11 protein-coding genes are annotated in these 13,457 nt (G+C 39.3%); 6 read left to right on the top strand and 5 right to left on the bottom strand.

Annotation, left to right across the window (positions count from 1 at the left end):
- Window position 1: 1 nt before the first annotated feature.
- Window positions 2-1,330, bottom strand: a complete 1,329-nt coding sequence (locus DJ533_RS15630; protein WP_065994403.1) for a MacA family efflux pump subunit — start codon at window positions 1,328-1,330, stop codon at window positions 2-4.
- A 340-nt stretch (window positions 1,331-1,670) separates the two neighbouring features.
- Here DJ533_RS15630 and DJ533_RS15625 point away from each other — a divergent pair, with 340 nt between their 5' ends.
- The 3 genes from DJ533_RS15625 to DJ533_RS15615 all read left to right on the top strand — a co-directional run bounded on the left by DJ533_RS15625 (window position 1,671) and on the right by DJ533_RS15615 (window position 4,289).
- Entirely contained in the window at window positions 1,671-3,281 is a 1,611-nt protein-coding gene (locus DJ533_RS15625; protein ID WP_065994404.1) for an Ig-like domain-containing protein, read from the top strand.
- 72 nt (window positions 3,282-3,353) lie between these two features.
- On the top strand, window positions 3,354-3,782 hold the full coding sequence (locus DJ533_RS15620; RefSeq protein ID WP_065994405.1) for a hypothetical protein: 429 nt from the start codon (window positions 3,354-3,356) through the stop codon (window positions 3,780-3,782).
- Window positions 3,783-3,797: 15 nt separating this feature from the next.
- Window positions 3,798-4,289, top strand: a complete 492-nt coding sequence (locus DJ533_RS15615; RefSeq protein ID WP_089024792.1) for a hypothetical protein — start codon at window positions 3,798-3,800, stop codon at window positions 4,287-4,289.
- A gap of 7 nt (window positions 4,290-4,296) precedes the next feature.
- Here the strand turns inward: DJ533_RS15615 and holA are convergent, their stop codons facing one another.
- From holA to DJ533_RS15595, 4 genes are all read right to left on the bottom strand, one after another.
- Window positions 4,297-5,292, bottom strand: coding sequence for a DNA polymerase III subunit delta (holA, locus tag DJ533_RS15610; protein WP_065994406.1), 996 nt, complete (start codon window positions 5,290-5,292; stop codon window positions 4,297-4,299).
- 12 nt (window positions 5,293-5,304) lie between these two features.
- Window positions 5,305-5,835 (bottom strand): LPS-assembly lipoprotein LptE, encoded by a 531-nt coding sequence (locus DJ533_RS15605; protein WP_065994407.1) that lies wholly within the window; start codon window positions 5,833-5,835, stop codon window positions 5,305-5,307.
- 213 nt (window positions 5,836-6,048) lie between these two features.
- Entirely contained in the window at window positions 6,049-8,688 is a 2,640-nt protein-coding gene (gene leuS, locus DJ533_RS15600; protein ID WP_065994408.1) for a leucine--tRNA ligase, read from the bottom strand.
- A 264-nt stretch (window positions 8,689-8,952) separates the two neighbouring features.
- Entirely contained in the window at window positions 8,953-9,306 is a 354-nt protein-coding gene (locus tag DJ533_RS15595) for a DUF4124 domain-containing protein (RefSeq protein WP_065994409.1), read from the bottom strand.
- A 564-nt stretch (window positions 9,307-9,870) separates the two neighbouring features.
- On the opposite strand from DJ533_RS15595, the gene DJ533_RS15590 reads away from it, so the two are divergent.
- The 3 genes from DJ533_RS15590 (at window position 9,871) to ilvC (ending at window position 13,217) form a co-directional block, all read left to right on the top strand.
- Window positions 9,871-11,598, top strand: coding sequence for an acetolactate synthase 3 large subunit (locus tag DJ533_RS15590; protein WP_065994410.1), 1,728 nt, complete (start codon window positions 9,871-9,873; stop codon window positions 11,596-11,598).
- Entirely contained in the window at window positions 11,595-12,086 is a 492-nt protein-coding gene (ilvN, locus tag DJ533_RS15585) for an acetolactate synthase small subunit (RefSeq protein WP_065994411.1), read from the top strand. The genes DJ533_RS15590 and ilvN overlap by 4 nt, the downstream gene beginning before the upstream one ends.
- Window positions 12,087-12,200: 114 nt before the next feature.
- Window positions 12,201-13,217, top strand: coding sequence for a ketol-acid reductoisomerase (ilvC, locus tag DJ533_RS15580; protein WP_065994412.1), 1,017 nt, complete (start codon window positions 12,201-12,203; stop codon window positions 13,215-13,217).
- The last annotated feature ends 240 nt before the right edge of the window (window positions 13,218-13,457 follow it).

Raw genomic sequence — 13,457 nt, 5'->3', positions numbered from 1 at the left:
CTTAAAATCTCATTCCACCGCGATTACTTCTTTTTGCAGCATCGTTACTGGTATCTGAACCATCTGCAATGACCACTTGATCGCCTTGTTTTAGACCCCGCTTAATTTCTGCGCTCACACGGTTGTTTAAGCCGACTAAAACTTGTTGACGTTTGGCACTACCATCGGCTTGTACCACACGTACGCTAGCAAGCGATGCTTTGCCTTGCTCAATCAATGCTTTTTCATCCGCAGTTAGCTCTAAACGTTGTGGACGATCTGCATTGGCTTGGTCTTTGGCATTCCTTTCGGCTGCATCTGGTTTTTTGTCTGCATTGTTGCGATTGGCACGTGGTGGACGATTAGAGGTTTGTAATGCTGATGCGGGTACAGTTAAGACATTTTTTGCCTCAGCGAGAATGATATACACCTGTGCAGTCATATCAATGCGTAATTTACCATCTTCATTCGGCACATCAAACAAAGCATTATAATAAACAGCCGTACTTGAAGAGGATGACGAGTTATTTGAGGTTTCTGTATTGATTGACTCAGGTGCAGGCTCTACTTGGCGTAAAGTGGCATAACGTTTTTTTTCACTGTCGCCGAGTGTGGTGAAATACACTTTTTGACCTTCTTCAACTTTCATTACATCGGCTTCTGAAATTTGTGATTTGATGGTCATGGTGTCAAGTTGCGCTAATTTCACAATGGTTGGCGCACTTTGATTGGCATTTACCGTTTGACCTTCTTCTGTCACGATTGCCACGACTGTACCGTTCATTGGGGCAACAATACGGGTATAACCTAAGTCTTCTTTTGCTGTTGCCAGTGTTAAACGAGATTGCTCAATTTGCGCATTCATGGCAGTAATATCTGCTTGCGCTGTTTTAAATGCAGCAAGTGCGCTTTCATATTCTGCTTTAGAGGTTGCATCTTGTGCATACATATTTTTTTGACGTTGATACTCTGCTTCAACTTTAGCTAAATTTGCTTGTTTGATTGCCAGTTGTGCTTGCTGATTTTTAATATTGGCTTCTGCGGTTTTTAAATCATTTTCCTGACGCACAGAGTCGATTTGAGCAATAAGTTGACCTTGTTTAACCTGATCACCCAGTTGCACATACATTTTTCTTACCTGACCTGAAACCTGGGCACCAACACTGACCATTTTGGTTGCTTCAAGATCCCCTGTTGCAAGCACAGAATCTTCGATATCACCTCGTGTAACTTCTGTGGTAATAAATTGGGGTTGGACTGATTTTGGTTTTAAAAAATACCAAGCAAGCGCAGCAACGGCTGCAAGGCAAAGTACGAGAAATATGGCTTTGGCAGGTTTTATTTTTGGCATAATAAGCAAAGGTCAAGTTAAATTGGGAAAGTGATCAAATTATAATAAGAAAATAAGGATAAAACGTGAATTTATAAAGATAAATAAGAATTAATTTCATTTGTACGGATTTTATTAATGTTGTGACCACAATCTAAATTTAAGGTATTACTGTGGTTGAATATGCATATTTTATGCGGTCTTCTGAGCAAAATTGGCGCTTATAACACATATTGTATTTTGAATACTTGGTAAATAAAAAATTAATTTAAACGCATGATTTTAAAATTTTTAATTGACATTAAAAAATAAATATTTAGCATTTGAGCGATAAAAAATCAATGTAAAAATAGAGGGGAATATGGGGAAGAATTTAATTAAAACGACTGGGGTATCTATATTGCTTGCCGCACTGAGTGCCTGTGGTGGTGGAGGTGCTTCAGATACGGTTCAACAAACCATGCCTACAAAAGTTGTATTAAGCCTTACAGACTTTGAAGATACTGGGCAGGATAAAACGGATTTTGTTACACAAGATCAGAGTTTTGATTTGTCAGTGAAAGCCGACTTTGCATATAGTCAAGTGATTTATCAAGTTTCTAAAGACTTAGGTAAAACATGGACAAGCACTACTGAGAAACAGCAACAGTTAGCAGATGGAACGTATCAGTTTAAAGTGACATTAAAAGATGCTGCTGGACAAAGCATGAGCAGCAATATGATTCAAGTTACAGTGGATCGTACAGCGCCAATTTTAGAAAAAGTTAATCTCATAAATGTAGATACACAGCGTGTTGGGACATCTGATCAAAGCTTAATTTCAGGTCAAACTGAAAAAGGAATGTTGATCAAAATCAAGGCTGATCAACAACAGGTGAATGGTGCACCATTAATTTCTAATAATTTAGGACAATTTCAGTTAGAAATTCCTGCACGTATTCAAGGTGAAAGCATTGAAGTTCAGGTAGAAGATTTGGCAGGGAATCTAAGTCAGCTCAAAAAACTGACTGCGCCAATTGAAAAATCAATTTATAGTGATATTGATGTATCAGAACTGAGCGGTGTATATCAACTGTCTTATCAAATTACCAAGTTGGAAAAAATTCAACAATATTTATGGATTGATCAAGACGGTGTCATGACTATTTTAAATGATAAAAATAGCAGTTTTTATACCCAGAATTTGAAAAATCCCCAAAATTGTTATGGTTTACCTGAGGTTGGGACACCGAACTGGACTTTGCAAGGTAAGCAAATTTATAAAAAACAGGCAGAATCAAAAACATATTTTATCAATGTAAATGGTGTGGAATATAAGTTTGATCAAAACTTAGATTATTTACATGATGATGGTGTTTTGGCGCGTTATATGAGCAATATGCCTGCTGATATCAATTATGGCGCAAAAAACTGGGTGTTATTTCCATTTGCGAAATCGAATTTGACGGTTGAAGCACTCCAACAAAAAGTGTGTAGCACTGATCAGAGTCGTTTAAAGAAAATGATACATCCTGCTTTAGTAGATGCGCGTCGTGTTGCAGGGATATTTAAGACGGATGATGAAAATCAAATGGCTTATACACAAATCACTGAACATGGGAAATTTAATGTATATCATTATGATCAAAACAATAAGTGCTATACGCATCCGAGTAATTTGGATGTGAACTTCTCATTGGATCAGCAGTATTTGCAACAAGATCAATCAAAATTATTTATCTATCAGCCTTATGGAACAACAGGTTTTGGGGCAACAGCATTTGTAAAAATTATGTTGAATAACTTAACTCAACAGGCTGTGAAAGCTGAAGGAAACTATGGCGAAATATTCTTGCCTGATGCGACAGGTAAATTTAAGGTCGGCATTTCATCGCCAAATATTTATAAACCTGAACATCGTGGTTTGATGTTAGGTGGACAGTTTGAGCAGCAGATGACACAGCAGCAACTTGAACAACAACAATGTAAATAATTGGGATTGATTTTAAGACGTGTTGAAACAGGATAGATTTCAACACGTTCTATTTTCTTTGGGGAAATAAAGATGAAGCTAAAAAAATGGGTTATTGCAGGCTTATTGGTACAGAGCGTGATGGCAAATGCCAGTGATCAATTGGCACTGCACACAGTCAAAAAAATCTATGATATGGGTAAAAACTTGGAAAAGGGCAATGAGCTTATAGCCTTATATGCTGATCAAAATTTAAACCGTGCGATAGAGGTCTGGAATGCTGCTGAATATTGTATCGGCTATGATGTGATGTGGCAGTCTAATGATCCACCTTATCATCGTAAAGTGACCTATACTTCTTTGGGAAATAACCAAGTGAAAGTGAGCTTGGCAAAAGTACCTTATTATGATGCTGCTTCACTCACCTATAAAATGTCGTGTGTAGGGAATACATGCAAAATTGCAGACATTGTGGATCAGTTTGGTTCACTAAAAAAGAACATTGCAAAAGAATGTCGATAAGTTTGGGAAATTAGTATGGCATTAAGACCATGTGAAGACTGTAAGAAAGATTATAGTGATCGTGCAGCGCAATGTATTCATTGTGGAGCACCTAATCCATTGATGGTGCAACCAACACAAGATGACTCAAATACATTGACGGAGTTTGTGATTGGTTGTTTGATTGTTGGGGTGCTTTTATTTTTCTATGGTAAGGATTTGATTGCTTATGCTGGGCATCTATTAAATAGTTTGAATGTCGGGGTGCTGTCAGAAAGTCAGTTGCAGGATTGCGAGAATGATCGAATCAAAACCTCAATGAAGCAAACTTTTGATGAAAGTGCTTATGCACAAACCTATCATTTAAAAGCAATTACTATTCAAACCTCTGAATCTTCAGCAAAACAGAAAGGCTCAATTTTGGCGTGTAATGCAACATTAACCACCAACAGCGCAGAAACATTTCGTTTTATTTATCAATTTAAAAAGCATGAAGGTGGTTATTTGATCGAAGCACAGCCTCGTTAACTCTGCTTTACGGGGCAAAATCAAATAAGCTTTTACCACAAAGCAGTGCAATCGCTTGCTGAATTAAATGTTCGGGATTTTCCTGAGATAGCCCTTTAATTGATGCATCAATTCTGAGCAATAATTCAGGCCATAACAAAAAAGTTTGTGGGTTTAAGCGACGTAAAGCTTGTTGGTAATTGGCAATTTTGGTTTTCCAAATACCGAGTTGTAAGGCATTTTGCGGTTGCTCATATAACTGCATGAGGAGGCGCATTTCCTTGCTGATTGTCCATAAAATTAGGCTGGGTGCTTCGCCCGCTTCAAGCAAATAATTTAAGATTTTTACAGATTGAGCAAAATTACCTGCGAGTACTGCATCGCTTAAATCAAAACTGTTATAACGTGATTGATCTTGTAAACACTCAAACAAATGTTCAATCTTGATTTGTTGTTGATCTGGAAAAGTATCTGCAACACGCATCAAACTATTTTTGGCAGCCAGTAAATTATGCTCATGATGCTGTTCAAGCCATAACCAAGCATCTTGATCCAGTTGAATGCCCAATTGATCCGCTTCAATGACTAAAATACGTTGCCGATCTTTGGGATAATTAGCACTGAGTTGCACCACAACACCATTGGCTTCCACAGTTTGAAAAAAGCTAGACTTCAAACTGTTGGCATCTTGTTTAGGCATCACGATCAGCAGTAAATTATGCTCATTGTGTTGAATATATTGTTTCAGTAATTTAAGCGTATTGGCATCTGGTTTGGTATTGCCATGTACTTCTACTGCAAGATGTTGTGAAAATAAGGATAAACTATCAAGTGCATTAAACACCTGTTTCCAATCACTTACACTGGTTAAATCATAGCGTTGCCGTTCAACTTCCTGACGACTCCAACTTTTGCGAAAAGCATCGAGTAAGTTTTGCTCCAATAACGGCTCTTGACCGTACATAATCCAAGCTCCACGAGCTTTATCTACACGTTTTAAGGCTTGGAGATAGTCAAGTTTCATAAATCTATTAAATTATTGTGCTGAAGTAGTTGGTAAATACTTTGCTTTTGGCAAACGGTTGGCTGAGATTTGGCGACTGATTTGTTGTGCAATATCATCCACAATAACTTGTCTTAAATACTTTTCTTGCTGGTCATCGGTATTGACTGTAGCAACATCATATTGATAACTGCGTGAAGCTGTTAGAGTACGAGCTTCGGTAATCGGATTACCTTGTTGATCTTCGATCTGGAAAGTCACACTTAAGCGTAATAAAACTTCGATCAACTGACCATTCAACTCATGGCGAATCGGTTTGTAATCTAAAATGCGTAAAACATAAGCATCATTGGCATTACTCAATTGAACACCTGAAGCAGCCAAGTAGACACTGAGTTTACTTTCTAGCTCTTGTGTGTTTTTAGGCATTTGTAAACTTAATTTTGTATAAACCAAAGGCGTTGCTTGGGGATTAGTGCCTTTTAGATGGAAGTCACAACCCACTAAGCCTGCACTCAGACCCAAAGTTAATACAACTGCTGCAACACGTTGAACCAAATGCATGTGGTGTCCTCTGATTTTTCCAAGCTGGAAATTAATTTTGAAATCTTAGTATGGATTGTAAAGTTAAAGCCCGTTGAATGACAACGGGCTTTGTAGGCTTTTAGTTCCTCACTCCAGAAGGAGACCTTCATCCCCTTGCGGAATATACTCCTCATCCCAGAGGGAGAAGGAGTTTCCCTCTCCTTAAAGGAGAGGACTAGGGTGAGGTATATTTTAAACCACCAAATTCACAAGCTTATTCGGCACAACGATTTCTTTCTTGGTTGGACCCGTTAAGAAAGGTTGTACTTCAGGCAATGCTTTTGCTTGTGCAAGAATGTCATCTTTCGAAGCATCGACAGACACTTCCAATTTACCACGAAGCTTACCATTCACCTGAACCACGATGGTTTGGGTGTTGCGAGTTAACGCAGATTCATCCACTGCAGGGAATAGCACTTGAGTTAAATCAATATCAAACTCAGCCAATAATTTTTGACTTAAATGCGGTGCAAATGGCGCAAGTAAAGTTAAAAGGGTAATGATAGATTCACGAGCGACCGCAATATCGTGATTATCTTTGGCTTCAAACTTATTGTTCGCATTTAGCAATTCCATCAATGCAGCAATCGCTGTATTAAATGCATGACGACGCTCGATGTCATCACCCACTTTCTGGATCGTTTCATGTGTTTTACGACGTAAGTCTTGGGCATCGGTTGAAAGTTTTGCAGTATCAATAGCAGATGCAGCATTACCTTTTTCAAGGAAACTAGCAGTTAAACGCCATACACGTTTTAAGAAACGGTTTGCACCTTCAATGCCTGCATCTGACCATTCTAAAGATTGATCAGGTGGGGCAGCAAACATCATAAACACACGTGCTGTATCTGCGCCATATTGGTCAATGATTGCTTGTGGGTCGATACCGTTATTTTTCGATTTCGACATTTTTTCTTGACCGCCGACAATGACTTCTTGACCATCTCCTTGATATTTCGCAGAGACAATACGACCTTTTTCATCACGCTCTAGGTCGATGTCAGCAGGGTTGAACCATGTTTTCTTACCAGATTCAGATTCACGATAGTAAGTATCTGCAAGTACCATCCCTTGTGTTAACAAGTTGGTAAATGGTTCGTTGTCTTGTACCACACCTTCATCACGCATCAATTTGTGGAAGAAACGTGCATAAAGTAAATGCAGGATCGCATGTTCAACACCACCGATGTATTGATTCACGGGTAACCATGATTGTGCAGCTTCAGGCTTAACTAAACCGCCTGTGAAATCAGGAGAAGCATAACGTGCATAGTACCAAGAAGATTCTACAAAAGTATCTAAAGTATCGGTTTCACGACGTGCATCGCCACCACAGCATGGACAGGTAGTTTCATAGAATTCAGGCATTTTATTCAGCGGGTTACCTGAACCATCGGGTACAACATCAGTTGGTAGAACAACAGGCAGCTGCTCTTCAGGTACTGGCACTTGACCACACTTATCACAATTGATCATTGGAATTGGACAACCCCAATAACGCTGACGAGAAACCCCCCAGTCACGTAAACGGAATTGAACTTTCGCATTTGCCAAAGTTTGTGGTTCTAATTTTGCAAGAATTGCATCATAAGCTGCTTGGAAATCTAAACCGTCAAACTCGCCTGAATTAACCAATTTACCTTCTTTAGAGCCGTACCATTCTTGCCATTTAGTTGCAGAGTAATCTGCATCATCCGCACCTTGGGCATCGATCACTTGTTGGATTGGTAAATTGTATTTATTGGCAAATTCAAAATCACGTTCATCATGCGCAGGCACAGCCATCACTGCACCAGAACCGTATGACATCAATACATAATTCGCGATCCAAACAGGCACTTCTTCACCTGTAATTGGATGTTTCACTGAAAGACCTGTCGCCATTCCTTTCTTTTCAGAAGTGGCAAGATCAGCTTCGGCAACTGAACCCATACGGCATTCTTCAATGAATGCTTTTAATTCTGCATTGCCTGCTTCTGATTGAATGGCAGCTGCTTTTAACGCCATCGGATGTTCTGCTGCAACCGCAACATACGTCACACCCATCAAGGTATCAGCACGTGTAGTATAAACTGTTAAACCATCAGCATAGACATCAGGTTGTGCGGAAGGGAAGGTGATCTCCATCCCTTGTGAACGACCAATCCAGTTACGTTGCATGGTGAGGACTTGTTGTGGCCAACCATCTTTTAATGTGTCTAAATCGTCTAATAATTCTTGTGCATAATCCGTGATGCGGAAGTAATACATTGGAATATCGCGTTTTTCAACCAATGCACCCGAACGCCAACCACGACCATTTTCAACTTGTTCATTGGCAAGTACTGTTTGGTCAACTGGATCCCAGTTTACTGTTGAAAGTTTACGGTAAATTAGACCTTTTTTATAAAGCTGAACAAATAACCATTGTTCCCAGTGATAGTACTCTGGTGTACATGTTGCAAATTCACGATCCCAATCGACTGAAAGACCTAATTTTTTTAATTGATCACGCATATAAGCGATGTTTTCAAATGTCCATTTTGCAGGTGCAACTTGGTGAGCAATCGCAGCATTTTCAGCAGGTAGACCAAAAGCATCCCAACCCATCGGTTGTAGGACAGTTTCACCTTTAAGGCGATGAAAACGACTGATTACATCCCCAATGGTATAATTACGCACATGACCCATATGCAGCTTGCCACTTGGATAAGGGAACATCGAGAGGATATAACGATGTGGACCTTCTACAGTGTCGGCAACTTTAAAGGCTTTGCGAGTTTCCCAGTCCTGTTGAACAGTAGGTTCTATCGCACTCGCTTGATATTCAGGGTCAATGTGAGGATGAGTCATAGTAAATAAACGTATTGAATAGGAATAAGGATAAAAGTGTGCCCAACAGAATAGCTTAAAACCCAGTAAAATGTCAGTTATTCGCTGAGAATTTTATGTAAATAATTGATGTTTAATATGATTAAGTGCTGTATAGGGTTGTCTAAGTCTTTGCTTGTTAAAATCTCAAAATGATAATTATGAAGGTTAAGTTACCTAAATGCTAAGTAATGAAAAGAAAAACCTTTCATTTTTGAAAGGTTTTTTATTTCTGACATTATTTTTCTACTGAGGAGCACGTTCAAGCTGACCTTTTTGTAAAGCGGCATTAGCTTCACTTTGTTGATCTGCTTTTGGTGCTTCAACTTGGGAAGGTGTTGTATTTTGAGGGGGAGTTGTAGGTGGTGTGTCTACAGGTGTTGCAGATGATGTAGACCCCGAAACATTATGTCCATAAGTTTCAACCTTAGTTTTATGTCGAGCATTTTTAGGTGGCGGATTTGCTGAATAATGGGTAGAACCATTACTGTCCACCCATTTATAAAACTCTTTGGCAAAACTTTGCGGACTCATACTGCCAGCCAACAGTAAAACGCCAAACGAAATAAGATGAGTTTTTAGTTGTTTTAGATTTTGCATATCTGAACCTTTTTAAGCTGAGCTTTGAACTTTATGATAAGTATGCAGCAGTGGTGTAGATACTTAAAATAAAGAAGCGTTATAGTGATTTTACTTGATTTTATTTTAAACAATTTTATAAAACTGTGTAGAATTTTGTTGAAAATTTATTAAGTTATAACGCTCTGAATTTTTTGTTATAAATGGATAAAAAAAAAGGAATAGTTTAAAAAAAATGCGGATGAGAAATAAACAGCAAAAAAGCGAATAGAAACCTTGACTTTGCTTGCTAAAACAACAAAAATGCTGGTTCAGTTTTATTGTTTTTATTCGATCACCCTTCGAATAAATCCATTGTAAGCAATATCGTTTTCTTTAAGCCGAGAAAATGCCCCCCTACATTTAATATGTTTATCCCAACATATTTTTGTTATGAACGCCATTTAAACAGTGGTGTGACTATAAATTTTTTATATTGCTGCAAAAACGAGTAAATATGTGTGTTATAACAGAGCGCACAAATCAATGAATGAAACATGACTTGTGTCTCCCATAAGTTGTGGAAAAAAGATTAGGGTGAATACGTTGGAACTTTTATCTGGTGGTGAAATGCTCGTTCGTGCATTGGCGGACGAAGGCGTTGAACATGTTTTTGGGTATCCAGGCGGCGCAGTACTTCATATTTATGATGCGCTATTTCAACAAGAGAAAATCAATCATTACCTCGTGCGTCATGAACAAGCAGCAGGACATATGGCTGATGCTTACTCACGTGCGACAGGTAAGACCGGTGTTGTTCTTGTCACATCGGGTCCAGGTGCGACCAATACCGTTACACCGATTGCGACTGCTTATATGGACTCCATCCCAATGGTGATTCTGTCTGGTCAGGTTGCAAGCCATTTGATCGGTGAGGATGCGTTCCAAGAAACGGACATGGTGGGTATCTCTCGTCCCATCGTGAAGCACAGTTTCCAAGTGCGTCATGCAAGCGAAATTCCTGCAATTATTAAAAAAGCATTTTATATCGCATCAAGTGGTCGTCCAGGTCCTGTTGTAGTCGATATTCCAAAAGACGCAACCAATCCTGCAGAAAAGTTTGCATACGAGTATCCTGAAAAAGTAAAAATGCGTTCGTATCAACCACCACATCGTGGTCATTCAGGTCAGATTCGTAAAGCAATTGATGAGCTGATTAATGCAAAACGTCCTGTGATTTATACAGGTGGTGGTGTCGTTCAAGGTAATGCTTCTGAGCAATTGACTGAGCTTGCACACTTGTTGGGCTACCCAGTAACCAATACTTTGATGGGCTTAGGTGCATTTCCTGGCAATGATCCTCAGTTCATCGGTATGCTCGGTATGCATGGTACGTATGAAGCTAACATGACCATGCATAATGCAGATGTGATTTTGGCAATTGGTGCACGTTTTGATGACCGTGTGACCAATAATCCTGCTAAATTCTGTCCAAATGCCAAAGTCATTCATATTGATATTGATCCAGCAACGATTTCTAAAACAATTATGGCGCACATCCCGATCGTGGGTGCAGTTGAGCCTGTGTTGCAAGAAATGTTGGTTCAATTGAAGCAAATGAATGTTTCTAAGCCAAATCCTGAAGCAATCGCAGCTTGGTGGGATCAAATCAATGAATGGCGTAAAGTTCATGGTTTGCGTTATGAAAAAGCGACTGATGGTTCAATGAAGCCGCAACAAGTGGTTGAAGCTTTAGATAAAGTAACCAATGGTGATGCCATCATTACCTCTGATGTAGGTCAACATCAAATGTTTGGTGCAATGTACTACAAGTACAAACGTCCTCGTCAATGGTTGAACTCAGGTGGTTTGGGGACGATGGGTGTGGGCTTGCCATATGCAATGGCCGCAAAACTTGCATTCCCAGATCAGCAAGTAGTGTGCATTACAGGTGAAGCATCAATTCAGATGTGTATCCAAGAGCTTTCGACCTGTAAGCAGTATGGCTTAAATGTAAAAATTCTATGCTTGAATAACCGTGCTTTAGGTATGGTAAAACAATGGCAAGACATGAATTATGAAGGTCGTCACTCAAGCTCTTATGTTGAATCATTGCCTGACTTCCCGAAATTAATGGAAGCATATGGTCATGTAGGAATCCAAATTGACCATGCAGACGAGCTAGAAGCTAAGCTTGCTGAAGCAATAGCGATTAATGATAAGTGTGTATTTATCAATGTCATGGTTGATCGTTCTGAGCATGTTTATCCAATGTTGATCGCAGGTCAGTCGATGCAAGATATGTGGTTGTCTAAAGGGGAGCGTACACAATGAGACATATTATTTCTGTACTCATGGAAAATGAAGCAGGTGCGCTTTCTCGTTTAGTTGGTTTATTTTCTCAGCGTGGATATAACATTGAGACTTTAAACGTAGCGCCAACTGAAGACCCAACTATGTCACGTTTAACGCTGACAACTTATGGTGATGATCATAAGATTGAGCAAATCACCAAACAACTCAACAAACTTGTTGAAGTGGTGAAAGTGGTGGATTTGTCAGAAGGGGCACACATTGAGCGTGAGCTTATGTTGATCAAAGTTAAAGCATTAGGTTCAGCACGTGCGGAAATTAAACGTACAGCCGATATTTTCCGTGCGCAAATCGTCGACGTAACGCCAACCACCTATACGATTCAAATCGCGGGAACAACTGAAAAAATTGATGGTTTTATTGATGCGCTTGCTGAAAACACCATTCTCGAAGTTGTTCGTTCAGGTGTGTCGGGTATCGCACGTGGCGAAAAAGTTTTAACTATTTAATTTATTCACCTATAATCCTCTTCGAATAAAGGAGAGGGCTTAATAACTGAGTGCATAACAACATAAGCATCTTATTAAGTTGAAGGAAACAAAAGCATTTTAGCGGAGACAGCAATGCAAATTTTTTATGATAAAGACACAGACTTATCTATCATCCAAGGCAAAAAAGTAGCAATCGTGGGTTATGGTTCTCAAGGTCATGCACATGCGCTTAACCTTAAAGACTCTGGCGTGGACGTTACTGTAGGTTTACGTTCAGGTTCTGCTTCTTGGAAAAAAGCTGAAAATGCTGGTCTTAAAGTTGCTGAAGTTCCGGAAGCTGTTGCTCAAGCTGATCTTGTGATGATCTTGACACCTGATGAGTTCCAAGCTCAACTTTATCGTGATGTGATTGAACCAAACATCAAACAAGGTGCGACTTTAGCATTTGCACACGGTTTCTCTGTTCTCTATAACCAAGTTGTTCCACGTGCTGACTTAGACGTAATCATGGTTGCACCGAAAGCGCCTGGTCATACAGTACGTTCAGAATTCCAACGTGGTTCAGGTGTTCCTGATTTAATCGCAATCCATCAAGATGCGTCTGGTAATGCACGTAATGTGGCTCTTTCTTACGCTTCTGGCGTAGGTGGTGGTCGTACAGGTATCATCGAAACTTCATTCCGTGAAGAAACTGAAACTGACCTTTTCGGTGAGCAAGCAGTTCTTTGTGGTGGTGCAGTTGAATTGGTTAAAATGGGCTTTGAAACTTTGGTTGAAGCGGGTTATGCACCAGAAATGGCGTATTTCGAATGTTTACATGAGTTAAAACTTATTGTTGACTTGATGTTTGAAGGCGGTATTGCAGACATGAACTATTCAGTATCGAATAATGCTGAATATGGTGAATATGTAACGGGTACTGAAGTGATCAACGAACAGTCTCGTGAAGCAATGCGCAATGCACTTAAACGTATCCAATCTGGTGAATATGCGAAAATGTTCATTCAAGAAGGTGCATTGAACTATCCATCTATGACTGCGCGTCGTCGTCAAAATGCTGCTCATGGTATTGAAGTAACGGGTAACAAACTTCGTTCAATGATGCCTTGGATTCAAGCAAACAAAATTGTTGATAAAGAGAAAAACTAATTTCTCAAATCAGTTGGTTTGAATGCAAAAGCCCACTCGTTTTGAGTGGGCTTTTTTATATTTAGCGTTATGAGGGTGAGTGGAGCATAGTTTTACTCTTGCGCAGTAAGAAAGCGATACTTTCTTAAGCTCTATTCAGGATTTAAGCAAATCAAATCATTGATAAGAAGAAAAATTAAGTTTTATTTGAAAAAATAAAAAATGTGATACATTACGCATTATTTTCGGCATATTCAGGTG

The organism is Acinetobacter defluvii, assembly GCF_001704615.3.
Taxonomy (GTDB): domain Bacteria; phylum Pseudomonadota; class Gammaproteobacteria; order Pseudomonadales; family Moraxellaceae; genus Acinetobacter; species Acinetobacter defluvii.
Note: the sequence above shows the minus strand (reverse complement) of the source record. Positions and strands in the feature narration are given on the sequence as shown.